Origin of the sequence: Flavobacterium azizsancarii (assembly GCF_027980145.1) — a bacterium.
GTDB classification, from domain to species: Bacteria; Bacteroidota; Bacteroidia; order Flavobacteriales; family Flavobacteriaceae; genus Flavobacterium; species Flavobacterium azizsancarii.
In genome coordinates this window covers 1-26,957 of the sequence record NZ_JAMZNK010000063.1, presented here as the reverse complement: position 1 = coordinate 26,957, position 26,957 = coordinate 1, and the positions used below count along the sequence as shown (strand labels likewise).

Annotated in this window: 17 protein-coding genes and 1 pseudogene; 14 read left to right on the top strand and 4 right to left on the bottom strand. The window is 34.2% G+C overall.

Features of this window, described 5'->3' with window-relative positions; translation table 11 throughout:
- Nucleotides 1-137: 137 nt before the first annotated feature.
- Complete coding sequence (locus tag NJT12_RS22880; protein WP_271338433.1) at nucleotides 138-887, bottom strand: DeoR/GlpR family DNA-binding transcription regulator; 750 nt, start codon at nucleotides 885-887, stop codon at nucleotides 138-140.
- 204 nt (nucleotides 888-1,091) lie between these two features.
- Between NJT12_RS22880 and NJT12_RS22875 the strand changes: the two genes are divergently transcribed.
- On the top strand, nucleotides 1,092-2,516 hold the full coding sequence (locus NJT12_RS22875; RefSeq protein WP_271338432.1) for an amino acid permease: 1,425 nt from the start codon (nucleotides 1,092-1,094) through the stop codon (nucleotides 2,514-2,516).
- A gap of 695 nt (nucleotides 2,517-3,211) precedes the next feature.
- A complete protein-coding gene (locus NJT12_RS22870; protein ID WP_271338434.1) occupies nucleotides 3,212-3,910 on the top strand; it encodes a DUF1826 domain-containing protein in 699 nt (232 codons plus the stop codon).
- 16 nt (nucleotides 3,911-3,926) lie between these two features.
- Here NJT12_RS22870 and NJT12_RS22865 read toward each other — a convergent pair whose 3' ends face one another.
- Nucleotides 3,927-4,214: a hypothetical protein gene (locus NJT12_RS22865; RefSeq protein WP_271338431.1), complete on the bottom strand. Its 288-nt coding sequence runs from the start codon at nucleotides 4,212-4,214 to the stop codon at nucleotides 3,927-3,929.
- A 504-nt stretch (nucleotides 4,215-4,718) separates the two neighbouring features.
- Between NJT12_RS22865 and NJT12_RS22860 the strand changes: the two are divergent.
- The 4 genes and pseudogenes from NJT12_RS22860 to NJT12_RS22845 all read left to right on the top strand — a co-directional run.
- Nucleotides 4,719-4,892, top strand: a pseudogene (locus NJT12_RS22860) (DUF1826 domain-containing protein); the annotation flags it as partial.
- Between the two features lie 168 nt (nucleotides 4,893-5,060).
- Nucleotides 5,061-5,864, top strand: a complete 804-nt coding sequence (locus NJT12_RS22855; RefSeq protein WP_271338430.1) for a serine hydrolase domain-containing protein — start codon at nucleotides 5,061-5,063, stop codon at nucleotides 5,862-5,864.
- 1 nt (nucleotide 5,865) lies between these two features.
- Entirely contained in the window at nucleotides 5,866-6,189 is a 324-nt protein-coding gene (locus tag NJT12_RS22850; protein WP_271338429.1) for a hypothetical protein, read from the top strand.
- Nucleotides 6,190-6,318: 129 nt separating this feature from the next.
- On the top strand, nucleotides 6,319-7,377 hold the full coding sequence (locus NJT12_RS22845) for a serine hydrolase domain-containing protein (protein WP_271338428.1): 1,059 nt from the start codon (nucleotides 6,319-6,321) through the stop codon (nucleotides 7,375-7,377).
- 141 nt (nucleotides 7,378-7,518) lie between these two features.
- On the opposite strand, the gene NJT12_RS22840 is transcribed toward NJT12_RS22845, so the two are convergent.
- The gene (locus NJT12_RS22840; RefSeq protein WP_271338427.1) at nucleotides 7,519-8,373 is read right to left on the bottom strand and encodes an outer membrane beta-barrel protein; all 855 of its coding nucleotides are present in this window, start codon (nucleotides 8,371-8,373) and stop codon (nucleotides 7,519-7,521) included.
- 57 nt (nucleotides 8,374-8,430) lie between these two features.
- The gene (locus tag NJT12_RS22835; protein WP_271338426.1) at nucleotides 8,431-14,103 is read right to left on the bottom strand and encodes a T9SS type A sorting domain-containing protein; all 5,673 of its coding nucleotides are present in this window, start codon (nucleotides 14,101-14,103) and stop codon (nucleotides 8,431-8,433) included.
- Between the two features lie 150 nt (nucleotides 14,104-14,253).
- On the opposite strand from NJT12_RS22835, the gene NJT12_RS22830 reads away from it, so the two are divergent.
- From NJT12_RS22830 to NJT12_RS22795, 8 genes are all read left to right on the top strand, one after another.
- Complete coding sequence (locus NJT12_RS22830) at nucleotides 14,254-16,257, top strand: tetratricopeptide repeat-containing sensor histidine kinase (protein ID WP_271338425.1); 2,004 nt, start codon at nucleotides 14,254-14,256, stop codon at nucleotides 16,255-16,257.
- Complete coding sequence (locus NJT12_RS22825) at nucleotides 16,254-16,871, top strand: response regulator (RefSeq protein WP_271338424.1); 618 nt, start codon at nucleotides 16,254-16,256, stop codon at nucleotides 16,869-16,871. The genes NJT12_RS22830 and NJT12_RS22825 overlap by 4 nt, the downstream gene beginning before the upstream one ends.
- Nucleotides 16,872-17,040: 169 nt before the next feature.
- On the top strand, nucleotides 17,041-17,829 hold the full coding sequence (locus NJT12_RS22820; protein ID WP_271338423.1) for an SDR family NAD(P)-dependent oxidoreductase: 789 nt from the start codon (nucleotides 17,041-17,043) through the stop codon (nucleotides 17,827-17,829).
- 228 nt (nucleotides 17,830-18,057) lie between these two features.
- Entirely contained in the window at nucleotides 18,058-18,864 is an 807-nt protein-coding gene (locus tag NJT12_RS22815) for a phytanoyl-CoA dioxygenase family protein (RefSeq protein ID WP_271338422.1), read from the top strand.
- 144 nt (nucleotides 18,865-19,008) lie between these two features.
- Complete coding sequence (locus NJT12_RS22810) at nucleotides 19,009-19,695, top strand: CDP-alcohol phosphatidyltransferase family protein (protein WP_271338421.1); 687 nt, start codon at nucleotides 19,009-19,011, stop codon at nucleotides 19,693-19,695.
- Nucleotide 19,696: 1 nt separating this feature from the next.
- A complete protein-coding gene (locus tag NJT12_RS22805) occupies nucleotides 19,697-20,128 on the top strand; it encodes a GtrA family protein (protein WP_271338420.1) in 432 nt (143 codons plus the stop codon).
- A 346-nt stretch (nucleotides 20,129-20,474) separates the two neighbouring features.
- Complete coding sequence (locus tag NJT12_RS22800) at nucleotides 20,475-21,050, top strand: DUF4833 domain-containing protein (RefSeq protein ID WP_271338419.1); 576 nt, start codon at nucleotides 20,475-20,477, stop codon at nucleotides 21,048-21,050.
- A 768-nt stretch (nucleotides 21,051-21,818) separates the two neighbouring features.
- Nucleotides 21,819-26,957: Ig-like domain-containing protein (locus tag NJT12_RS22795; protein WP_479687005.1), on the top strand; the 5,139-nt coding region annotated here is incomplete at its 3' end.

The following is a 26,957-nucleotide window of genomic DNA, read 5'->3' as shown; positions in this document are numbered from 1 at the left end:
AAGTTTATAGAAGACCATTTTAGCCCAAATTTACATTTTTCAAGAAACACTCTGTAAATCTACTAGTATAATAAAAGAAAGAGGTCGTCTTTTCAGACAACCTCATTTTTTATATGATTATTTTATACTTAAAAAAATTATACAATTTTAATCCCGCTATTTCTGTATGAGTTTAATTTAGAATCAGTACTGGGAAGTTCTGTGATTAATACCGCTACTTCATCCATAGAACAAATTCGAAAAGTCTCTGATGTATTTAGTTTTTCTTCCACAGCAAGAGCCAGCGTTTTTTTTGCAAATTTATGCATGGCTGTTTTTACATCAGCATCACCAGGAAAAGTTGCAGTAACACCAAATGTACTGTCAATTGCGCAGGTTCCCAGAAAATAGCTGTCTGCAATATAAGTACTGATTTCATTACAGGCTTTTGCACCTTCGGTAGTATGAGTTTGAGTATTATATAAACCTCCTAAAAGTATGATTTTTATATTTTTATGGTTTTCTAAGACCGGAATAAGTGATGTATTATTGGTTATAATAGTAAGTTTTGATTTAATGGGCAGTTTTGCCGCAATACTGCAGTTGGTAGTTCCTCCATCCATAAATATGGTTTGGCCATCCTCAATAAACTGCTGTGCTTTTAATGCAATAACTTCTTTCTTGCCTGTTACATAAGCAGCTCTGTCTACAAAACTCAAAGGGTTTTTGATCACCGGAATAGCGCCTCCGCGAACCTTAGAAAGAAGCCCGTTATTATGCAGTGCTTCAATATCTCTGCGAATCGTATCTTCAGAGACTTCCAATAATATTGCGAGAGCATCAAAGTGAACCCTGCCATCTTTTGAGAGTGTTTCCAGAATCTTTGCAAAACGTTCTTCTTTCAACATAAATGATAATATATGACTGCAAAGATACATTTTTTACCTAAACGATATATTCTATAGAAAGCCCTGTATACCGATCAGATTGATACAGTAGTGCAATAAAATATCTCTTTGGTATAACGTATGCTTTGTACGATTCTTTTTTTAAGTTATCTTCGCCTCTTATATATTTTTGAGTACATATTTACTCAGTTAAAATTCTAATTTGTGAAAAAAAACCATGAAGACGTAGAAGAGAATCAGCTTAAACGTGGGCTGACTAACCGTCACATTCAGTTAATTGCCTTAGGCGGATCAATAGGAACAGGTCTTTTTCTGGGCATTGGTCCAGCGGCTGTATTAGCAGGGCCATCTGTTATTTTAGGATATGCTGTTGCCGGAATTATCGCTTTTTTTATTATGAGACAACTTGGCGAAATGGTTGTCGAAGAGCCTGTATCAGGAAGCTTTAGTCACTTTGCCTATAAATATTGTGGTTCTTTTGCAGGTTTTGCATCTGGTTGGAATTATTGGATATTATATATTTTAGTTTCTATGGCTGAGCTTACAGCCATTGGTGTTTATGTACAGTTTTGGTGGCCTGAAATTCCGCTTTGGGCATCCAGTTTATTTTTCTTCCTGATTGTTAATGCTTTAAATTTTGCCTCGGTAAAAGTGTACGGAGAAACTGAATTTTGGTTTTCGATCATAAAAGTGGTTGCAATTATTGCAATGATCCTCTTTGGTACTTACTTGCTAATAAGTGGTACAGGAGGTGAACACGCTACAATTCATAATTTATATAACGATGGAGGATTTTTTCCTAAAGGTTTCTTCGAAAAAACTACAACTGGTAATTTTCAGGGTTTATTAGCTGCAATGGCGCTAATTATGTTTTCCTTTGGTGGTTTAGAACTAATTGGTATTACAGCTGCCGAAGCAGAAAACCCGGAAAAAAACATTCCAAAAGCAACCAATCAGGTCATCTATAGAATCCTTATCTTTTATGTTGGTGCATTGGTAATTTTATTTGCTTTGTCGCCATGGCAACTAATTACAACAGATAGTAGTCCGTTTGTAATGGTTTTTCAAAACTTAAACGGAATGGAATTTGAGTTGTTTGGCAAAAAAATATTTTTCACAAGCCTTATTGCTAATGTGCTTAATTTAATTGTATTAACTGCAGCTTTATCAGTTTATAATAGTAGCGTATACAGCAACTCCCGTATGTTATATGGTTTAGCAGATCAGGGCAATGCGCCTAAGTTTTTAATGAAGCTAAACAAACAATCAGTACCAATTAATGCCATTTTAATATCTTCCTGTTTTGCAGCGATTTGTATTTTAATAAATAAGATAATTCCAAAAGAGGCTTTTAGTATTTTAATGTCTTTAGTAGTGTCTTGTCTAGTTATTAACTGGGTTATGATTTCTTATACGCATCTAAAATTTAGGCGCGCGAAAGACAAGGAAAACACAAAAACTAAATTTCCTTCGATATTTTATCCACTAAGTAATTACATCTGTTTCCTGTTTTTGTTGGGTATTTTATGCATCATGTGGATCACTAATATGAAGTTATCCGTAGAATTAATTCCTATTTGGCTGGGTATTCTTTTTGTATGTTATAAAGTTTTAAAAACAAAAAAATAACTGGATTTTACTGCATCGTTCTATTTTATAACCCGTTGCGTGTAATTAATTCAAGTTGCTGTTTGTTTGGTATCAAGAGCAAATGTTTTGGAGAAAACGAATTTTTAACGCAGATTTTGATGATTATGCAGATTTAATTTTGATTATAAATAAATCCGCGTACATATCTAAAATCTTTTAAAATCTGCTTGAAACAAAACTAAGCTCTTCTAAATTTGAAGGTTTTCAGCTTATTAAATCCGCAACTTGAATTAATAAAAAATCGTTTAACACATAGAAATATAGAATATAACTTCTCGAAAAAAGGCTTTTTACTTAGTTAAAATACATCGCGAAGCTTCGGGGAAATGGCACTAAGTTATCGAATTAGTAAATAGATAAATAAGTAACCACAAAGTTTGTCATCTCGATGCTGGAGAGATCACACTAGTATTTTAGTTCAAATATTTGCTAATCTTGGTCGAGTTCTTATGTGATCTCTCCTGCGTCGAGATGATAAGATTACAGATTCTGATAGCGTTACTGATACAACAAGTTAATCCACATTCAAAAAACGCTTAATTTAATGACATTGAGCTTCGGGACTTGCTATGTGAGAGAAATGGGTTTCTATGTGTTTAAAAAATAATTTACAATTAATCGTTTATTACATAATTTTGTAAAACATGAAGCAAGTCGCTTCTTACTATTATACTATGAGCAATACATTTTCTGACAACAGCCAAATAGGAGTGGTAGCTACTTTCTCTGATCTTATACATACCAGTTTCAAGGAAGAAATGAATGCACTGTGTTGGTTCAGAAATTTAGATGGCGATTTTAATGAGATTGTATCTCAATTATCATTAAAAGAAAACATAACCGAAGTTTTTCCTGAAGATCTACTCGCACTAAAACTATCAGAAAAGGGAAATATTGCAAGGGAAACAATCCTAAATGATGTACAATTATTAACTGATTTTGGTGCTTCTCCGGCTCTTAATTTATTGAAGTGTTATGATCGTGATGATGAATTTGATTTCATCTCGACAGATGTGTATTCGTTTCATGTTGATCGTTCGCCCATTGCAACAGATACTTTTTTATGTACGTATCACGGAGCGGCAAGTGATATTATTGCTAATTCGCAAGCCGAGCAAAAAATCCTGATTCCGGAAATCCGAGCCAAGCTAAAAGACCTGCATGAAGGACCAGAAGAAGAATTCGAAGACTTTCTGAAGGAAAATTATTTTGATTTGCATTATCAGGTAAATCCCGATGCAAAACCTGTTAATCTAGGATTAGGACATCTGTGGCGCCTTGCCGTAGATCATCCAAAACAACAAGTATTGCCTTGTATTCATAGAGCACCAATAGAAAATGAAGGCGAATATAGGTTGTTGCTGATTTGTTGAGTGTAAAGAAGTTAATCTAGTTGCAGATAACTTTGTTATTTACCAAAATTAGCCCTTTTAAACTTATTGTACTTTCATCAGAACTTGAATTTAAAAAGATATACCCCTCGTTATTCAAAAGTAGTAAAGCATCTAATACTCTTGCTTGTTTTTCCTTCTCATGAGATATAGTGTCTCTCGCTGGCGTATAAGCATTAAAAACAGTAGTTAAGAGACTTGTCAGTTCTTCTAAAGTGCAACTCATGCCATATCTTTCGGCAAGCACCTGCAAAATTTTTATAAGAAATATTGGTAATGTTTCCATGACAGCAGCTTTTACTTATATATACGAAAACAGACTCAAAATAGATTTTGTAAAAGATTTAAATTGTTATAAGTGTTTGATTAATAATATTTACTAATTGATCTCCCGCTGTGCGAATAATTTTCATGAGAAGCTGTGCAAATGTTTGTGACTTTGCGCAATTTTTTTGTTCCTTAGAAATTATAAACCTGATAGAAGTCTCTCGACTCTTTATCAGATGAACAAAAAGAATTCTGTTTTATGGAAAGTCGTAATTTTTATGTTTTTTTTTGCGTAGTATTGTTAAATATTATTTTACATTATGTAGCGCATATCCTCGCTGGCGCGAGCGCAATGTCATTAAGTTAAGCTTTTTTAAGGACAATTATGGCTAAAAAAATTCGCGCAAAGTCGCAAAGAAAACGGATGTAAACTTGGCGGCTTTGCGACTTTGCGCGAGATCAATTAGACAAAAGCATTATAGATTTTCCTTAACTTAATGACATTGCGCTCGCGCCAGCGTGGGAAAATTATTTCGACTTGCATTATCAGGTTTATCCGGATACAGCGCCTGTTAATTTAGGGTTGGGCCATCTTTGGCGACTGGCTGTAGATCATCCAAAACAGCAAGTATTGCCATGTATTCACAGAGCGCCAATAGAAAATGAAGGCGAATATAGATTGCTGCTGATTTGTTAAGGAATTTTTCGCAAGATTAACTTAGCAGAACATACAAATCACTCATATTAGAATAGTGTATAAAGTTTGAATTAGATAATAATTATATAGCTATAAAATCAATACTTTTATAAAAAAATATTCGATAATCTAATCAATTCCACATAAAAAAAACAACCGTTTAAAACTATGAAAAATAGATTCCTTTTAATTCTTTTATTATCCTCTATCTTTTGCCTGGCTCAGAGCTCACAAGCAGAAACCATTAATATTAAAACCTTAATCGATAGTGCAGCAAATAGAATGATTAAAAAACCTTTAATTCATTCTACTTCAATCGCAATAGTTTATCAGGGAAAAGAATTCATAGGTCATTATGGAGAATTAGAAGAAGGAAAAAATAATTGCCCTGATAATGAAACAATTTATGAAATAGGTTCTTTAAGTAAAACATTTGCAGGAACACTTGCAGCAAAAGCAGTCTGCGAAAAGAAATTGAATATTGCAGATGAAGTCCAGAAGTATTTACCGGAAAATTATCCAAATCTAAAGTATGGAAAACAGCCTATTCTTATAAAACACTTGCTTTCACATACAAGCGGATTTTCAAATATGCTGCCATTTGAAGCAAATATAATTCTGCAGAATTTCATAAATCACGATACTCCTGCAAAAATCAATGAACTTTATAAAAACTATGAACAAAAAGATTTTTTAAGAGATCTTCATAAAGTCAAAATTGATACCGTTCCAGGGTATAAATATTCTTATTCGAGTGCAGGCAGCGAACTTATAGCTTTTATTTTAGAGAAAGTTTATAAAAAAAAGTATGAAAAACTATTAACAGATTACTTGACTAAAAACATTGCAATGCAGAACACAAAAATCACCCTTTCTAATCAGGAAGCCAAAAAGCTTGCAGTAGGTTATCACAGTGATAATAGTGTAATCACGCCGCCAATGCCGAAACTGCCTTGGGGGGGCATCCGGTAATATGAAATCAATAATACCAGATATGGTTAAGTATATTAAGTTTCAGTTGAAAAATAATGAAATCGTTGCTGAATCACATAAAACAATTGTAAAATTTGACAATGAGTTTAGTATTGGTTATTTTTGGAATATCGCTACAGATGATAAAAAGTTGGGCACTTTTTATATACATCACGGTGGAGTGCCACGTTCTCAATGTTATATTTATATAGTTCCAAAATACGATCTAGGTGCGTTTATTATTACTAATCAAAGTGGCACGGATACAGCCAAAGTTATGGAAGATGCACTAAATGAAATATTCGAAAAAATAACAATACTTTAAAAAAGGGACTAAAATTGTTACTGTCTTAAGCCATAATAGATTAAAACTTTTTGTTTCAATGTAGTTGTAACCCACGAAGAATCTTTTTATGCTATTTAACCACTTAAGCAGAAAATTAAACTATAAATTATGACAATGAAATATTTAACCATTATTTTATTTTTTGCATTACTCGGGTGTAAAAGTCCTCAGCAAATCAATAAACAAAATGTTGAAAACGCGATTACAAAAAATGCTCTTCAATTATTAGAAGACAAAAGATTTCATTCGGTTTCGGTTGTAGTGTTTAAAGATGGAGAATCTACAATAAAACATTTTGGAGAATTAACTATTGAACAAGGAAACAAACCAAACGATTCTACACTTTATGAATTAGCTTCTGTAACCAAAACTTTTACAGGTTATGTAGCCGCTAAAGCAGTACTTGATAAAAAAATAAATTTAGATGATGATATTAGAATCTATCTTGACGAACCTTATCCCAATTTAGAATTTAAGGGCGAACCTATTAAAATCAAACACCTCATTACACATACAAGTGGATTCCCTAATTTTCCTATAAAAAGTGAAAATAAAAAGGCCTTTTTTGAAGGATTAAAACTAATCAAAATCGAAACGAAACCGGGAGAAATATATTCCTATTCAAACACAGCTCCGGAGTTGACAGCTTATATACTTGAAAAAGTGTATGAAAAACCTTTTGAAGAATTGGTAATTGAATTTGTTTTGAAGCCAAATAAAATGAACCAAACTAAGTTTACACTAAATGAAAATGATAAAACAAAATTGGTAAAAGGCTATAACGATAAAAATGAGTTAATGCCTAATTTCAATAGAACTTTATGGGGTGGAATTTCAGGATTGCACTCTACAACTACAGATTTAGTGAAATATATGAAATTGCAACTTGACAAGTCAAATCCTGTTGTAAAAGAATCTCATAAAAAATTATATAAAGAAGGTTCTGATTTTTGGGAAGGCTATCATTGGTATATAATAGAAAATGATAACGAATTAATTTACAGACATCACGGAGGTATATACGGAATGCAGAATTGGTTTGTGATTTATCCTAAACAAAATATGGGGATATCGATATTGACAAACACGAGCTTTAATGAAACAGGAGAAATTTTAGAAAAAGTAGTTGATAACTTGTATGATGATATAAACAGGAATAACAAATAAAGCCGATCATCGATGAGTTCTTGTAGAAAGCTGTTGCTAATATCTTCTGACTTCGCGTCCAAAGTCAAAAAGAACATATAAAAATCCCATTTCGTTAGAAATGGGATTTTGATTTTGTGAACTCGAAAGTATAAGTTTTACCTATCGAATAGCAAACCTTAACTTAAGACCATAAGAAACCAATGTCATTTTATTTGTATTGGCAGCATTAAGAACGGTATTGTATTGCAATTTCACAGGTAAAATTTCGTTGTTATATTGAATAATGTTCTGATCTTTTTTATCATAAATATTATTCAGTCCATAATCAAAATAAGCACCAAGATATAAAGCACTTTTTTTGCCAATAAGCTGTTTTACACCAGTTTCAAAGGTAGCGGAGTAAGATATTTTGGTATCAAGATCCTGTTTGTTTTCTTTGACATTGTCTGCGCTTGCAAATCCTGCAAATGCAGGAGTGGGTAATTCGATATTATATTGCGGATAATAACCTGTTGTAGTAAGATTACCAATTTTAGCTTCATAAGATCCGCTGGCTGCAAATCCTATTTTGGCGCCGGCAGCAAGGTATAGTTTTGTCGTTCCTGGAGTTTCGAATTGAATTGCAATGGGAATATTAATATAGGCTATTTTTTGTTCCTCTCTCAAGTCTGTTGCTCTGTATTTAAATTCAAATGATTCATCTTCAATATCAGTAGTTGTATATTGACCTGAAACAGATTCAAAAGAAACGGCAGATTTATACAATTGATATTCGGCACCAATGCCAAGACTCAATCCTTCATTTAAATAATAAGAATAACGTATTCCTGCACTAAATCCATTTCCCGGGGTTAGTTGCCCTGCAGGTAAATCGTACTGCATAAAAGAAGATACGCCACCAAGTACAAAAGAAAATTCATGTTTTCTTTCCTGACTATAACTACTAAGGCTTAGCCCTAAAAATGTTACAATAAAAGGTATAGATGCTATAGAATTGGTTATATGTTTTTTCATCTTTAATTTTATTTAATGCCAGTATTATTTAAGGATAATACTGGCAGTTTTTTATTTTTATTTATTTACAATTACTTTGAATGATTTCTTAGTATCGCTAGTTTCGAGAATCACAATATAGGTTCCGTTTTGTAAGGAAGGAGGTAATTGCATTTGAGTTTTTGCAGTAGATGACTCTATTGTTTGTATTAAACTTCCTGAAATAGAGTAGATGCTTATGTGCATTTTTTCCAATTCCTGTACAGAATAATCGGCATCAATAGTGATAGTTTGTCCTGCCTGAATTGGATTTGGATAAAGTTTGGCCTGAAATGAATTAAGTTTTTGAATTACAGCACTGCAGGTTTGCAGTACCAATCCGTCTTTAGTAGTCATTTTTACGCTATAATTAGCCGTAGCATCGAGAGTATCGGTAATATTATTTCCTGCAGAGTAAGACTGACCTGTACTTATCAATTGACCGTCTTTAAACCATTTGTAGGAAACAAACTCATATCCGCCATTTGTTTGTGGATTGTTGTTTACAAGGAGCACATTATTGAATTTCTGTTGAACAATATCAAAGAAATTAAAACGTCTTTCTACAATTATTACATAATTCTTGCTAATCGTCCCGTCTTGCGAAGTAACCGTTACATCTTGTTTGTAAACCCCAACTTTGGGAGTTTGAATCGTGAATGTACTAGCAGGAAAAACAAGAGATGAATTGTTTTCTGTCTGGATAGTAATAGTTGGATTGCTTTGTCCGCAATCCAGTAAATGATTTATTTGCTGTTGTGGATTTTCAAAGCTTTGATTACCAATCGTAATTTGTGCTATTGAGGCACTACCGTTTGTAATTACAAGAATTTGAGAAACAGTATTGGCAGACAGATAATTATCATTACCATCCTGATGCGCCACAATCGTAATTTCTCCTGACTGAAGTAGCGTTACCAATCCTGAAGAAGAAATAGTTGCAGGAGCAAGGGCAGAGGTATAATTAAAAGTATAAGATACAGGAAGGCCTGAATTTGATTTTCCTTCTAATTGAAAACTATTGTCTTTGCCTATATTTTTAGTGGGCAAATCGTCAAAAGTAATTTGCTGAGCAGCTTTATTAATCTTAATCTCTGCAGTAAGAACTATTGGAGTACAATTAGACATTTGCCAAGCAGGCGTTATCGTAGCAGTAACGGTATAAGTACCACTATTTGTTGCACTATTAGCACTTCCTGTTGCAGGAGTTGTGGTATAAGTTACGGTTGCTCCAGCAGGAAGATTGTCTATTTGAATGGCATGCGGGTTTCCGTCATAGCTAAATTCTTTATTACTAAAGCTAACTTGTTTAAGGGGCGAAGCAATTACATTTATGGTTTGAGTTTGTGTAGTGTTATTATTGCTGGCATCGGTATACTTCCAGGTAATTGTATAACTGCCTTCTGTAGTATAGCTTAAGGGATCATTTGTTGTAGCATTGATTACTCCGTTACAATTATCAGTAGCAGTAGGAATAGCGATATCAGTTGCTAAAACCGCACAATAATTAGTAATATTTGGTAAATTTGTTACATCAGGAACCGGTACAATTACATCAGTAATCGTTGTTATAGTTACAGATCGCGTAATTGTACATAAGTTGGCATCGGTAATAGTTACTGTGTATATACCGTCAGTTAAACCTGTTGCTGTTGCACCTGTACCTCCGGCGGGCAACCATAGATAGGTATAATCTCCTGTGCCACCTGTTACGTTTACAGTAGCCGAACCATTGTTACCTCCATTGCAGGAAACATTATTTTGGGTTGTTGTAGCGCTAAGTGCAAATAATGGCTGAGATATTGTAAAATCCTGTTTAGTTGTACAAAGATTAGCATCTTGAACAGTCACAACATAATTACCTATAGAAAGACCAGTTGCTGTAGCTTCATTACCTCCTGATGGCGACCAAGTATAAGTGTATGGAGAAACTCCACCTGTTATATGTACTGTTGCAGATCCATTGGTTCCCCCATTACAAGAAACATCTATTTGTGAACCAGCTGTAGCAACTAGTGCAGAAGGTTCGCTTATAAGAATATCTTCTAAAGTAAAAGTACAGTTATTATTATCGGTAACCTCTACGCTGTAAGTACCCCCGGCAAGTCCTGATATTCTTTGTGTTGTAGCATCTCCGGCATTTTTGGACCATTTGTAGGTGTATGGAAAAGCACCACCTGCTGCATTAACTGTAACAGATCCATTAGCTGCTCCGGCACAAGATATGTTTTCTTTTGTAGCCACTTTAATTGTTAAAGCTTCTGGCTCTTCAATATGAATATCTGATACAGAACTAGTACACCCATTACTATCTGTAACGGTTACCTCATATGTTCCGGCCGTTAGCCCCGTTGCCGTAGCATTTGTTCCGCCAGAGGGTAACCATGAGTATTTATAGTCTCCCGTACCGCCTGTTACGTTTACAGAAGCCGAACCATTTGTTCCTGCATTACAAGATACATTGGTTTTGGGACCAGCTGTTACAACTAGTGGAGAGGTAGGTTGTGTTATCGTAAAGTTTTCTGTAATTGTACAATCTTTTGCATCTTTTACAACTACGCTATAATCACCCTCAGTTAGTCCTGTTGCCGTAGCTTCTGTTCCGCCAGATGGCAACCATGAATAAGTATAATCTCCTGTACCGCCAGTTACGCTTACTGTAGCCGTACCGGTAGCATCTCCGTAGCACAATACTTCTGTTTGCGTTTTTGTCGCTTTTAAAGCGTCTGGCCCTGTTATCACAAACGATTTTGTGACTTGATTACCATTATCATCTGTCACTTTAACAGTATAAGTGCCTTTTGCAAGTCCAGAGACTTTATCTGATTGATCTTCATCTGAATCATTATCGTTTGATGACCATTCGTAGTAAAGAGATTCATGATCTCCTGTTACTCTCACAGTTGCTGATCCATTATGATCACCAAAACAAGATACATTTTCCTGATCGACAGTTACAACCATGTTATATTGCATTACAGTCAATTTATTTTCTTTTGTAGCATCTGCATATGCCATAAAAGGTATACCAAACTCCGAAACAACCAAAGTAGGAAAAGAGGTCGCGCCTTCTGAGAAACTACTGCTACCTACATTTTCCCAGTTTCCGTTAATAAGTCTCTTAACTGTCGTTTTAAGATTGTCGTTATAATCATTATACCCAATAAAAGGAGTACCGGATCTGTCAAGTACAAAAGAAAGCTGCTGAATTTTGGCTGCCGGAAGAGTATTTCCTACATTTTCCCAGATTGTACCATTCAATCTTTTTACATTAATTTTCGGATTATTATTAGAGTCGCTATCTTGGTACACCACATAAGGTATACTTGCAGCATCGATTGCTAATGAAATATTATCAGCTTTATTATCTGAAAAACCGGAGTTTCCAACGTCTGTCCAATTTGTTCCATCAAATTTTTTCACTGTAATTTTTCCATCATTATCGGCATCTTGATACGCAACGGATGGAATGCCCCCAGCATCAATAGCCAAAGAAATATTTTTTACTTCATTATTGGTAAAACCTGAATCACCTATTCTTTCCCAACTTGATCCATTAAACTTTTTAATAGTTACTTTGTTACCATTACTTGAATCTGCGTAGGCAACAAAAGGAACGCCATTAGAACCAACCGCAGATGTAATAGAACTAATTGCTCCGTTTGAGAAACCGGCATCACCTACATTTTTCCAACTTGTACCATCGTATTTTACGACTGAAGCTTTATTTCCTAAAACTACATCTTGATAAGCCATATAAGGTTTACCAAATAAGTCAGATTTTATACTGGGAAAATTGGCATGACTTGTAGCAGTTGTTTCTCCCAGAGTCTCCCAAGTTGTATTTTCAAATTTTTGAACTAAAATTTTGCCTCCGGCATTAAGATCTGCATATCCTACAATAAGACTGCCCGATAACCCGAAAGTCATTGATGGTGCATCGTTTAATGATGCATTCGAGAAACCTTGAGTACCTACAACGTGCCATTCTCGGGTAGTATTATATTCGGGTGATTCAACATTTAGAACAACAGCTTTTGAGATTACTTCGATTCCATTATTTGCAACTAATCTATATTGATAATTATTCATAGAAACCGGAGCATTATTAATATACATTCTTGCTTTTGTAACATCTCTGTATGTAGCACCATCAACTATAGATGTAAATGTATTTCCGCCATCTGTACTCACTTGCCATTGGTAAGTAAGAGAACTTCCCGTTACAGTAGCACTAAAGCTTGCGGCCTGACCGCCTGTAACCATGCTATTAAGAGGCTGAGAGGTTATAACGGGAATATCAAGATCATATTTCACGACATGAGCCTTGCCTGTTGTTCTGTCATCATAGACTATATAAGGCATTCCCTCTGGATTAAAGGCAAGTGAACCATTTGAAAGAGATAAAATATTATCTGTTTTAATTTTTTGCCAATCTGTACCATCAAATTTAAATAGTAAGTTTTTAAAATCTGAAGTATAGGCATGTATATACGGTGTACCTGTCGGGTCTAAAACTAAACGAGAATATTGCGTTACAATATCAGAAACAAATGCAGCACCTACTGGTATCCAGTCTGTACCATTAAACTTTACTACTTTTATCTTATTACCATTTACTTCATCTCTATAAGACAAGTAAACAGTATTTGCCGCATCAATCGCAACAGTAGTAGAGTGAACAATGCCTACAGAAATTTCTGGTGTACCCACATTTTGCCAGTTTGTACCATTAAATTTTATTACTCTTGCTTTACCACCATTACCTCCATCTCGATATGCAACGTATTCTGTATTAAATGAATCAAATGCGGTAGAAAAATAGATTGCACTACCATTTGAGAAAATAGGAGATCCAACCTGAACCCAACTTGTACCATTAAATTTCTTGGCAGTTCCGTTAAAATTCAATTGAGTATCATAATATACGGCATGAGGCGTATCAAAATTATCAAAAGAAAAGGATATAAAACCTGCTTCTCCTCCTGAAAAACTAGCATTTCCTAATGTTTCCCAATCTACACCATTAAATTTTTTTACAATTCCTCTATAACCTAAGAGATTAGAATAGGAAAGATAAGGCACGCCTGAAGAATTAGTAGCTATAACAGGTTGATTTACCCAATCTGTTGTTAAGCCATCTGTAGGCAGAGTTTCCCAAGTTGTGCCGTTAAATTTCTTTACGACAGCAAAATATTGCTGGTATTCATTTCTTCTATATGATATGTATGGGGTACCTGCAGGATCTATAGCAATAGAGGTAGATTGAACTCCAAGCTCAGAAATGTTTGCTGCTCCAACAAATTTCCAATCACGATTGCCTTCAAGAGAAGGTACACTAACTGCTAACGTTGCAGTGTTTGATAGTTCTATACCAATACTTGCACCAGATAATAGTACCTTATACTGATAACCGTTCATTGAGACAGGAGCTTTACTGATGTTTAAAGTCGCTGTGTTTACCCCACTGTAAACCCCACCATTTGATAACGCAGTAAATGAATTTCCGCCATTGGTTGAAACTTGCCAAAAGTAGCTAAATGAGCCGTTACCAAGCGTCGTAATACTAAAACTGGTAGGCTTTCCTGCGCTAACCGTATGAGATATGGGCTGAGTCCCGATGACTTGCGCTACGGCCGGAACTGCCGTAAAACACAAAAAGAGCAGCATAAGTCCCGTTTTAAAATAAGTTAGTAAGTAATTGTTTTTCATAATTCCTAAAATTGGATTAAAAATGAGTTATAATTTTCATTACAAAACTGAACTATAATAAACCAAAATCATACAGGGGGAAACCCTCATATTTTAGGATATGCTTTTTTATCTCATATAAAAAGATACTTTTGTTCAAAAGAAAAATCCATGTCAGTAAAAAAATATATAATACAATTTCGTATCCTTTTCTTCTTATGTTTATTGATTTTGGGAGCATGTAATAAGCAAAAAGAGGAGACAATTATATATAAAAAACCACTGAAGCTAAATTTTGATGCTACCTGCACCTGGTTAAATGATGTAGAGAATTACAATAAAAAAAATTATCTCTCTGTCTTTTATACATATTATAACCAAAAAATTAAGGAAGGAAAATTTATTGAAGCCAGCAGGGCGATGGAAATTGTAAGCTTAAAAAAATCTTCGCATGTTTCATTTGACAAGCCGTTTATGAATACCATTAACTTTTATTCTAAAAATTATAGAAATAAGGTTCCTGCAATCAATGCTTCTTTTGTAGAAAGCTATTTAGGGGATTATTATACTGATAAAGGCGAATTTGCAAAGGCAATTAGCTATTATACTAAGAATACACTTATTCCGGTTAACGATTATAAAAGCTGTTATAAAAAAGGAGATGCCTATAGTACTATTAGTTGGTGTTATCAATGTATTGGAGATCAAAAATCTGCTTTGGCAGCTAATTATAAGGCATTAGATTATTTTAAACAGACAGATCAAACCAATATTCTACAGACACTTTATGACAATTTTGGAGGAATTTATGAAGCGATGCATGATTATGATAATGCTTTAAAAAATAACAGTCTGGCGATTAAGTATACCAGAGGAGAGAAATACTCGAATGTTTACACCTATTTGTTTAACAGAATCAATATTTACGATCATGCCGGGCAGTATGATAAGATGTATGCATTGAGCGATTCTACCTATCATTCTTTTAAAAAAAGTGGTGAAGTCAATACCTGGATTGAAGTTCCTTTAACACAATATTATATCAAAAAACTCTACCATGAAGGTAAATTCGAAGAATCAAAAAATTTACTGGATGAATTGAAACCTGAGGTAATAGCGCTAAATTCTAATATCACGAATTTAGAATACGATGTTTTAGTAGCTGAATATGAAATAAAAAAGAATAAAGGAATAAAAGACACCAAATTGATTAAAAAAAGTATTCCGATACTTTTGGAGAATCGTCATTTTGGAAAATTACGAGATTGTTATAGCGTCTTATTAGACGATGCTGTTGCAAAAAAAGATTATAAAAATGCTCATTTGTATGCAGTAGAAGGGGCAAAAATCCAGGATAGTATAGCCAGTATGGAAATGGCAAATGCCGTAATTGAATTTGATGTAAAATATAAAACGAAGAAAAAAGAACAGCAAATAGCACTTCAGGAAAATACGATACAAAATAAAAACACCACAATAGCTTTACTGGTTTCGGTTTTAATTGGGCTTGGACTTATTGGTGTGGCACTTGTACTTTTGCAAAAGCAGAGAAAATTAAAAAAAGAAAAACAAAACACACAATTATATACCAAGCAGCTCTTAGAAAAAACAGAAGAAGAACGCAAACGTATTGCAAGTGATTTGCATGATAGTGTGAGCCATGAGTTGTTGAGTTTGAAAAATACTTTTGAAGAAAATGCAGAAAGTACCAATAAGAAAATAGACGGTATTATTAATGATATTCGAAGTATTAGCCGAAATCTTCATCCTATAATGTTTGATAAAGTGGGATTGAAAGCGACTATTAATCAAATGGTAGAACGAACTCAGAATGTTAATGATTTTATGGTTACTGCCGAAATAGATTATAAGGGTTCTTTGAGCTCTGTGGTCGAATTGCAAATCTATCGTATCATACAAGAAGCATTGTCTAATATCATTAAATATGCTGATGCAGTTGCAGCAAGAATTAGTGTGATTGAGTATAAAAGTACTATTGTCATTGAAATAAAAGACAACGGAAAAGGGTTTAATGTTCAGGAAACCTTAAACAATAATCATTCATTTGGTCTGCACAACATTATCGAAAGGAGCAGGGCAATAGGAGGAGAGGCAAAAATTGTTTCAGACCCTAATGGAACAATTATAACTATTGAAATAAAAAAACACCTATGAATGTATTAATAGCCGACGATCATCCCTTTACCTTACAAGGCACCAAAAGTTTTGTAGAAGCATATGGTTATAAAGTAGCAGATACTTGTTCAAACGGAGTGGCAGCCTTAAATTTAATCAAATTGCACCATCCGGATATTGCCATTTTAGATATTAATATGCCGGGTCTCGATGGCTTAGATGTGAGCCTGAAAGTGCAGGAAAGTAAATTAAGGACTAAAATTATTTTACTCACGATGCACAAAGAAATGACTATTTATAAAAAAGCTATAGAATACGGTATTTATGGATATATCTTAAAAGAGCATGCACAAACAGAACTGGAAAAATGTCTTGAGGAAGTTGCAAAAGGAAACCGTTATGTTAGTACTTTTTTAGAAGATGATTTGTTTCAGGATCATTCAAACGATGATAATCTGTTATCTAAATTAACATTATCTGAAAGAAAAATTATTGAACTTATAGCACAACAAAAAACAAGCAAACAAATAGCAGGATTATTATTCCTGTCTGAAAAAACTGTGGAAGGACATCGAAGTAATATCATTGAAAAACTAGGATTGCCAAAAGAAAAAAATATTTTGTTAAAATGGGTTATTCTAAATAGAATATAGATTCCTGAAATATGTAATTAGGCTGAACAATTAGTTTTAGGACAATCTGCCAGCTGAAAAGATGCGGAGTGCAATAGGTACGAGTAGGGAAGCAGAGAGCAACCATTATACAGGCTGCACAGCCAACAGTTTACAATTAATTTTTATATTTGAGGATTAAATAAATAAAATGAGCGAAAAAACGAAACCATATGCCTTAATAACTGGCGCCAGCAAAGGCATTGGAAAATCTATTGCTTATGAAATGGCGAAACTAGGTTATTCGCTATTGCTTGTTGCAAGAAGCGAAGAGGAATTAAAAGCACTATCTGATGATCTTCAAGCTAAATACGTTATCAATGCTGCTATTTTATCGATTGATCTTTCGATAAATAGTGCATCGCTAAAAGTAACCGATTGGATAAAAACGAATAATTATCGAGTTGGCTTTTTAGTTAACAATGCCGGTTATGGTGTGTGGGGCAATTTCAGCCAGTCTTCTCTAACAGATCAGCTTGGCATGATGCAACTTAACATGAATGTAGTGGTAGAACTTTCGCATTTATTAGTACCCATACTTTCACAAGAAAAACAAGCCTACATTTTAAACATATCGAGTACAGCTGCCTACCAGGCTGTACCTACACTAGCCGTTTATTCAGCCACAAAGGCTTTTGTTTTATCGTTTACACGGGCCTTGCGTTTCGAACTTGCCCCAACTTCAATTTCTGTAACCTGTTTTAGTCCGGGGCCGGTTGATACTGGTTTTGCTGAAAGAGCTGGTTTAAACACTTTTAGCAAAATGGCAGAAAAGTTTAATATGCAACCTGATGAAGTTGCAAAAATGGCAGTAAAAGCCATGTTCAGCAAAAAATCTGAAGTGATTCCGGGTTTTACAAATATCATTTCGGTTTATGCTAACCGCATACTACCAAAGGCTTTTATCGAAAAAACTGCCGCCGGAATCTATAAAATTTAATTTTTTCGAAAAAAAAATAAAAAAATATCCTTTGCAAAAGAGAAATTATATTACATTTGTTTTAATATCTACTAATACTATAGAGTATGTCAAATAAAAGAAATAAGTTTAATTTTCCTAAAGACCAAATGCACGCCAATATGCGAATGTGTTGTTGCTGTTGTTGCTGCTAATCTTTTAGATAAAATTATTAAACTTTATTATTTCATTTATTAAATCTATATTATCATGATATCTTCTTATAAAACTTTTACCCTTACTGAGCAATTAACTGCCGAGCAAATTGACTTTTTTAACCAATATGGCTTTATCCATTTCAAAAAATTTATAAATCCTGAAACTGTTTCATCCATCATTGATGCCTCGAAACAAGTACAGCAAAAATGGATTGACAATGACCTTCAAAAAATAAATGGTGTTCCTATTAAATATGGAAAAGATTTAGATGGTTCTCCTATTGTACAGCGTTTTGCTTTTATCAATCAACATCATCAAACCTTAAGCGGCCTTTTACTTGATCCAAGATTTAATAGTTTATTACCATTGGCAGGCGATGAGGCTAGATTAGGCACTGAAGAAAAAGACGGAATGGTTTTCAATCATTATATCAATGGGCCAGAAAGTAAGTTTACTAAAATGGGATGGCATACAGATGGTTTGAGAGATATTTTTTATGGTGCAAAATTAAACCCTATGCTAAATGTGGGTATCCATTTAAGCACTTTACAACCTGAAAATGGCGGTCTTAAGATCATTCCGGGTACTCACAAGCAAAATATTTATCAAATGCTTTTCCGTAAAAAATACTTTTTAGACAATAAAGCTGATCCAGAAGAAGTTTCCATAAATCCGGAGGCCGGAGATTTAACCATTCACGATGGCCGTTTGTGGCACAGAGTGGCAGAATCCTCTATCCGTGGCGAAGAAAGTAGAAGAAGAGTTATTTATATTCCGATTATAGCAGGAAAATATGCTCCTAAAAACGAGAACAGTCCAACGGTTTTCTATCAACGTTTTGCGGGAATTGTTAAATAATATGCTGATTGCCCTCGCATTTAGTTATCTGATCAGATCAGGTAAGCTAAAAAGAACCACTGATTTTTTTAAAAATACCCATAGAAAAATAAAATTAAAGCTAGAATTGGCTATACTATCAGGCTTGCAAATATTGCGTTATTGATGGGACAAGAAACACAAATTGAAGGTTATAGTGCAATTGTGCAAAGAACATTTTCAGACCGTAAGCGAACTAATATTCTAAAAAGGGCAGAACAGTTAACGATTGTATTTTTGCTTCCAAAAGTGCCTAAATTCATTTCGCCAAACGTACTCACTTTAATTGGTACACTTGGCTCAGGATTAGTTTTTTTAGCTTTTGTTTTAGGTACTTACATAGCAAATTGGTATTTGCTTTTGGGTATTATCGGTTTGGTTATAAATTGGTTAGGCGATTCTTTAGATGGAAGATTGGCGTATTATAGAAATATTCAACGCCGTTGGTATGGTTTTGCACTCGATATTATTGCCGATTGGATTGGTATTGTACTCATAGGTTTTGGCTACTACATTTATGCTAAAAATGGCACACAAATAATAGCCTTTACTTTTGTCGCATTGTATGGTTGGTCTATCATCATCAGCCAGTTACGCTACAAAATTACAAATGAATATCGTATAGATTCTGGCTTTGTTGGACCAACAGAACTTAGATTTATTATTGCCTTAATTTTAATTATTGAAGTTTTATTTCAGGGATCAATTGCATATTTGGCTGGTTTAATTACTATTATATTGCTTATAATCAATACTGCTGATAGCTTGAAACTTTTAAAGTTGGGCGATTTAAAGGATAAAACCCACGACTGATATGTTTAGGAAAAAATCCATTATTACTTTTCTGCGAGCACAAGTTGCAGCATTTTTGGGTGGTATTACAGATTATGGCTTGATGATTTTATTGACAGAAGTATTCAAATTGCATTTTACCTTTTCTATTTTAATCTCCGGGACCGTTGGCGCAATTATCAATTTCAGTATCAATAGATTTTGGGTATTTAAAAATCAATCTGGTTATAGCAGCCACATTAATAGTCAGCTTTTTAAATTTGCGTTGGTGGTTTTGGGAAGCATCTCCTTAAAATCATGTGGTACGCTTATTTTGCAAAAAGTATTTCAAATCGATTATAGAATAGGAAGATTAATCACAGATACTTTTGTTTCTTATGGATTTAATTATCCGCTGATTAAATATTGGGTTTTTAGGGCAAACAAAAAACAGATTAATCCAGAAAGTAATTAGGGAAATCCGTTTTTATCAGCGTTTTTGCTTTAGCGAATCAGTAAAATCAGCGTCTAATTTTGACGCGGATAAAACAGATTTACTTCGTAAAAACGCGGATAAAAACGGATTTGATCTGTAATAATTTAAAAGCTTAACTTAATGAGATTGCACGATCCTATCCCGATCCCGAAACTTCGGGACGGGATAGATTTTATGTGTAAAAGAAGAAAACAAAAAGAAACTTAGTTTACATAGCCAACTATGTTTGTTTTAAACAAGTGAAACGCCTTTCTTAAGCGTCCTAAAGCTATGTTTCTATGTGTTAGAATAATTATACCCCAAAGGTTATATAAAAATTTCATTTATGAATAAACTACCATTTAAAAATTTCACAAAATCACTAATCATTATAACGATCTTCGTAAATATGTGTTCTGAAAACCTATTGGCACAATCCAAAGATCCATCGCCATTAAATTTTCCAACGCCCAAAAATATAGATAATATGCTGTTTTATATTCAGCGGGACCCAAATGTAAACACGGCGATATATGCTATAAACTACCAGGAAGATGGAAAAATAGACAAAAGCAATCCCATAAAAGCGTACTGGATTCGATATGCAGAGAAGGGAGAAAAAAAAGATTTAACTTATATGCAACGTAAATTTGCATACGGAATAGAAAGTAAAACGGTAAATAATGAGGAGTTTGAGCTTCAATTTGTATCGTACAAAAAGTTATCCTTAACCTTAAAAAAGATAGATTCAGATCAAAAATACCATGTTTTTGTAAATGTAAATCAGAAAAAAATTCAGGTAGAAAAAATATTTGTGCGCATTGAAGGCGGTTCTTTCTGGTTACCAAATGTAAAGTATGCCGAAGTCACCGGAATTGATGCTTCTTCAAATAAAACAATCACGGAAAGAATGGTATTATAATAAGATATCGGAACAACTATTTATATTTAAATGTAAGTACTTATAAATAACATAGAATAGACATAAAAAAAATCCCATTTCTTAACGAAATGGGATTTTAATTTTGTGACCATTAAGGAAAAAAATTTCAGATATTTTACGGAAAACTTAAAAAAGATTGCCTTGCTATAAGTAGTGGCTGTCTTTGTATGTCTTCAGCATTTTGGTTTGGACGGTGCTTTTAGGGATTAAAGGAAATAGTTCTTTGATTGCAAGCAAAAGTTATGGAATAATTTATTCGAAATAGAACAAACCGCCATAACTTTTTGCACAAAATTTGAAATCGACTCCAGACTGAAGTTTTTTTTTAACCAAATTATCATTTTTAATAGATTTTAGTTGTATCCCAAAAAAGAGTAAAACATTAAAAAAATCTTTTTTTTATGCACTTGATTTTGGTGTATACTAATTAGCCAAGAAACGCAATAGCAATTAAAAAAAAGGGCTCTCTGTATTTTAATATCAGCTATAAGGCTGAATTTGTTAGTGTTTTGCTTCAAAATGTCCCCCAATTTGTCCCCCCTTCTTTTTTTCGGAGGGGTTAATTAAGTACTATTTTTGGCACTTTAGGGATCACATACTTAAAATTAACTTTAAGTTAGAAATATCTAAGATGTCTTTCCAAAGTAGTAATCCTAATTAACCTATTTACGAAACTAGATTTTTCCTTAACTATTATATCCTGACGACAAATAAAAGTTTTAGAGCCATTAATATCAAATTAACTTTATGAAAAAAATTCTACTATTATTTTTTTATTTATCCTTTTATACTTTATACGCTCAAATTCATATTGGTGCATCGGGAGGCACTAGTACCGATTTTGTATTTCCTTGTTATGATGGGTTAGGCTATAGTTATACACAACAAATTGTTCTGGCAAGTGAATATCAGGCAGAGGATGGAACAACTGGACCCATCACGCAAATTAAATGGAAAATTACTGGCGGAGCTGTAAACGCATCTAATTTTAATAATTGGTCGGTTTATTTAGGTCATACAAACAAAACATCATTTTCTTCAGCTTCTGATTTTATTCCTGTAGCTGATCTTACGTCAGTTTATTCTGGAATAGTGACTATTACACAAGATAATCAATGGATAACCATTGATTTACCTACAAGTTTTAATTACAATACCTCTGACAATTTGGTCGTTGCTGTTTTACAAAATGCAGCAGGATCATCGACCCCTTATTTTTCAGCTTATACACCCACAACTATAGGAAACAGGGGAATATTGGCTTATGGTGCTGCGACAGTGAATATTAACAATTTGACAGCTAGTAATATTATTCTTATGCAAACAATTGCTCAAATTCAGTTTACCGGGGCGCTAAAAGATTGCCATAAACCTCAAAATCTAATAGTATCAAATAGTATAAATGGAAATGTAACTTTAAACTGGAGTAACCAACAAAATGCTTTAGATGGTTATTTATATGAATTACGGACTTCAGGGTTACCTGGGAACGGCGGCTCCGGTTTGGTAGAATCCGGAAACATTGCTGCGGGAGTTGTAAGTAAAACATGCAGCAATCCTCCTTTGAATACGAAATTAACCTATTACATTAAGGCTTTGTGTAGTACTAATGAGGAAAGTAATTGGAGTAAAGTTGTCTTTACAATAATTGCACCTCCACAAGCAGCAGCTAATCAAGATTTTTGTATCAATTTTAATGTTAGGTTAAACAATCTTTCTGTACAAGGGGAAAATATAAAGTGGTATGGTGCTGCAACAGGCGGAAATGCTTTGATAAATACAACTGTTTTGACCAATAATACTACTTATTACGCAAGTCAAACCGTAAATGGAGTAGAAAGTATTGAAAGAGTTCCTGTTCAGGTTACATTAAATACTCTTCCTAATTCACCTGTAATTGCTTCACCGTACGTTTATACCAATATAAATGCAACTTTAGCCACCTTAATAACAAGTGCCGCTAATCCTAAATGGTATGTCAGTAATAGTGCTGCTTTTCCTTTATCATCCGGCACCGTCTTAAACAATGGGCAAACCTATTATGTAAGTGAAAACGATGGTGTGTGCGAATCACCACGAACAGCCGTAAAGGTTCAGCTGGATCCAAATAATAATCCGTGTGCTAATTGGGGTACCGGTCCTAATCAGGATTATGATTGTGATGGCGTAATTAACAGCGTCGATTTAGACAATGATAATGATGGTATTTTAGACGATGAAGAACGCGATGTATCTACAACCGCTACTGTATTTAATTTATTCGCACCACCAGCTGAAGATGGTATGATAAAACAATGGAACATTAACATTTCTGGGGCTGCAGGTACAGAGATTAATTTCAGAAATAATTTTTATACAATACCAAATTCTGGTGCATTAACGATTAATGTACCACAAACAGGAATTCCTATAATGCAATTGAATACAGTAGAAAATAATAAAAGTTATATATTGAGCGCAACAGGACCAGTGACTATTGTTCAGGAGTTAACAACCAGTCGTCCTGCAAGTGATTCTTGGATCGTCCTACCAGAAAAGCTTTGGGGAACCGAATACAGATTGTTTACAGATACACAAAGAGGTAATTATCAATACGCAGCTATTTATAGTAATATTGATAATAATCAGATTATAATAAAAAATAAGGAAGGACTCCTTCAAAAAACTTTTACTCTAAATATTGGACAAACTTATTTGCAAGGAGGTAATAAATTGGATATGACTGGTTGGACTATCAGTTCAACCCAACCTTTAGGAGTTATTATGGGAGTCGATGTTGCCTGGACCCCATCTGGTGGAGGTGAGAACCTGAACATAATGTTGTTGCCAACTAATCAGTTAGGTACAAAACATTACATCCCAAATAATAATCCGAATACTACTTACGTAATGGCTGAAGAGCCCAATACTGAGGTAAGAATCGATGGTGTTTTGATTAAAACATTGCTAGATGCGGGTGATGTTTATAATTTTAACGTAGCTCTTACTGATCTTAAAATACTTGAAACAAGTAAAAAAGTTACTGTTTGGCAAGTAACACCCAATAATAATGACCCTTCATGGTTAAATGTTTTGGATGCAAATAAAGCAGTTACCAGCTTTAATTTTACTACACCAAGTTCTATGATTTATTCAAATGTTTTAGCTTTAATAGTAAATACAGCGAGTACTTCTTTAATTCGTGTCAATGGAGCAGCGATTACAGGTTGGGTACCTTTTCCTTCTGATCCATCATCGTCTCTTGTAAAAATAACAAATATCGTCGCAGGTCAATCAATAACGGTTAATTCAACTACGAATCAAGTGCCTATTTTGTCTGCATATACTGGTATAGGAGATGTTATATCCAATGCAACATCACCATCAATAGGTAATTTTAATATTGAGACGGGAAGTTTAGTTATTGAAAATTCATTGGACACTGATAATGATGGAATACCAGATTATTTGGATCTTGATAGTGATAACGACGGCTGTAGCGATGCCAATGAAGCATATAATAGTAAAACTGCCGAAGGCTCAGATGGAAATATGATGTATGGTGACGGAAATCCTCCAGCAGTTGATTCAGACGGAAAGGTAATTGGGGCTAATTATTCAGGAACGAATCCAAATGTTAGAAAACCAGGAAAGAGTAGTAGTATTACGGCACAACCCGAAGATGCTGTTTCAGATGTATCAGGAAGTGTAAGTTATAATGTAAGTATAATGGCTGGTTCTGGCACAACTTTATACCAATGGCAATATAGTGCTGACAAAGGAATTACCTGGAATGATTTAGTCGACACACCAGTCTATTCAGGTACAACAACGCCAACTTTAGTCTTAACTAATATCCCTTCATCTCATCATAATTACGGTTATCGTATAGTGATTAACCAGTCTGATTTTATTTGTGGTGAAGTTTTTTCTGATGCAGCTAATTTATGTCTTGTAACTACATCTCAAGCTCAAATTGTTAATGATAAGTGTGCCATTATAGAAATTGCAGGAAATATTCCTGTACTAGGTACCGGAAGTTGGAGTATTGTAAGTGGTTCTGGAGGGACAATTACTAATGTTAATGAGGCAGAAACTTTCTTTAGCGGAATTCCAGGAACTACCTATGTGCTAAGATGGACAATAACAAACGGAAGTTGTAGCAATTCTAGTGATGTAACAATATCTAATATTCAAACAGCATTAAACAGTGTTCCAACACAGGCAGATGCATTATGTCAAGGTTCAGCAACTGGTTCAGCAACAGCAACTATTACAGGCGGTGTAGCTCCCTACAGTTTTGTCTGGAACAATGGTATTACATCAACAACCAATGAAGCGGTTAATCTAAATGAAGGAACCTATGAAGTAACTGCAACCGATGATAATGGATGTGTCATTAAACAAAAATTTATAATTGTAGTAGCACCAGATATCATCAGCCCAACAGTTGTGACTCAAAATATAGCGGTTCAGTTAGACGCCACAGGAAAAGCAGTTATTATAGCTTCTCAAATCGATAATGGTTCTACTGATAATTGTACTATTGCTACAATAGCTTTAGATAAAACCACTTTTGATTGCACGAATATTGGCGGCAATTCAGTGATATTGAAAATAACAGATGCCTCAGGAAATTCGGATACAGCTACTGCCACAGTTACTGTCGAAGATAAAATTAATCCAACAGCTGTGGCTCAAAATATAACGGTTCAGTTAGACACCACAGGAAAAGCAGTTATAACGGCTTCTCAAATCGATAATACTTCTACTGATAATTGTGCTATTGCTACAATAGCTTTAGATAAAACCACTTTTGATTGCACAAATATTGGCAACAATTCAGTAATACTGACAGTAACGGATGCCTCAGGCAATTCGGATACAGCCACTGCCACAGTTACTGTCGAAGATAAAATCAAACCAACTGTTGTAGCTCAGGATATTACCGTTCAGTTGGATGTCACAGGAAAAGCAGTTATTATAGCTTCTCAAATTGATAATGGTTCTACTGATAATTGTGCTATTGCTACAATGACTTTAGATAAAACCACTTTTGATTGCACGAATATTGGCGGCAATTCAGTGATATTGAAAATAACAGATGCCTCAGGAAATTCGGATACAGCGACTGCCACAGTTACTGTCGAAGATAAAATTAATCCAACAGCTGTGGCTCAAAATATAACGGTTCAGTTAGACACCACAGGAAAAGCAGTTATAACGGCTTCTCAAATCGATAATACTTCTACTGATAATTGTGCTATTGCTACAATAGCTTTAGATAAAACCACTTTTGATTGCACGAATATTGGTAGCAATTCAGTAATACTGACAGTAACGGATGCCTCAGGAAATTCGGATACAGTGACTGCCACAGTTACTATCGAAGATAAAATCAAACCAACTGTTGTAGCTCAGGATATTACCGTTCAGTTGGATGTCACAGGAAAAGCAGCTATTATAGCTTCTCAAATTGATAATGGTTCTACTGATAATTGTGCTATTGCTACAATGACTATAGACAAAACCACTTTTAATTGCACGAATATTGGCAACAATTCAGTGACACTCACAGTAACGGATGTTAATGGAAATTCAGATACAGCGACTGCCACAGTTACTATCGAAGATAAAATTAAACCAGCAGTTGTAACAAAAAATATAACGGTTCAATTAGACGCCACAGGAAAAGCAGTTATTATAGCTTCTCAAATCGATAATGGTTCTACTGATAATTGCGCTATTGCTACAATGACTTTAGATAAAACTACTTTTGATTGCACGAATATTGGTAGCAATTCAGTGATACTGACAGTAACAGATGTTAATGGGAATTCAGATACAGCCACTGCCACAGTTACTGTCGAAGATAAAATGAAACCAACAGTTCTAATAAAAAATATA

Coding starts and splice junctions, on each gene's coding strand:
- NJT12_RS22810 (WP_271338421.1), top strand. CDS start 19,009: ATGGGACAAGAAACACAAATTGAAGGTTATAGTGCAATTGTGCAAAGA.
- NJT12_RS22855 (WP_271338430.1), top strand. CDS start 5,061: ATGAAAAATAGATTCCTTTTAATTCTTTTATTATCCTCTATCTTTTGC.
- NJT12_RS22865 (WP_271338431.1), bottom strand. CDS start 4,214: ATGGAAACATTACCAATATTTCTTATAAAAATTTTGCAGGTGCTTGCC.
- NJT12_RS22835 (WP_271338426.1), bottom strand. CDS start 14,103: ATGAAAAACAATTACTTACTAACTTATTTTAAAACGGGACTTATGCTG.
- NJT12_RS22815 (WP_271338422.1), top strand. CDS start 18,058: ATGATATCTTCTTATAAAACTTTTACCCTTACTGAGCAATTAACTGCC.
- NJT12_RS22880 (WP_271338433.1), bottom strand. CDS start 887: ATGTTGAAAGAAGAACGTTTTGCAAAGATTCTGGAAACACTCTCAAAA.
- NJT12_RS22850 (WP_271338429.1), top strand. CDS start 5,866: ATGAAATCAATAATACCAGATATGGTTAAGTATATTAAGTTTCAGTTG.
- NJT12_RS22820 (WP_271338423.1), top strand. CDS start 17,041: ATGAGCGAAAAAACGAAACCATATGCCTTAATAACTGGCGCCAGCAAA.
- NJT12_RS22800 (WP_271338419.1), top strand. CDS start 20,475: ATGAATAAACTACCATTTAAAAATTTCACAAAATCACTAATCATTATA.
- NJT12_RS22870 (WP_271338434.1), top strand. CDS start 3,212: ATGAGCAATACATTTTCTGACAACAGCCAAATAGGAGTGGTAGCTACT.
- NJT12_RS22830 (WP_271338425.1), top strand. CDS start 14,254: ATGTCAGTAAAAAAATATATAATACAATTTCGTATCCTTTTCTTCTTA.
- NJT12_RS22805 (WP_271338420.1), top strand. CDS start 19,697: ATGTTTAGGAAAAAATCCATTATTACTTTTCTGCGAGCACAAGTTGCA.
- NJT12_RS22840 (WP_271338427.1), bottom strand. CDS start 8,373: ATGAAAAAACATATAACCAATTCTATAGCATCTATACCTTTTATTGTA.
- NJT12_RS22845 (WP_271338428.1), top strand. CDS start 6,319: ATGACAATGAAATATTTAACCATTATTTTATTTTTTGCATTACTCGGG.
- NJT12_RS22825 (WP_271338424.1), top strand. CDS start 16,254: ATGAATGTATTAATAGCCGACGATCATCCCTTTACCTTACAAGGCACC.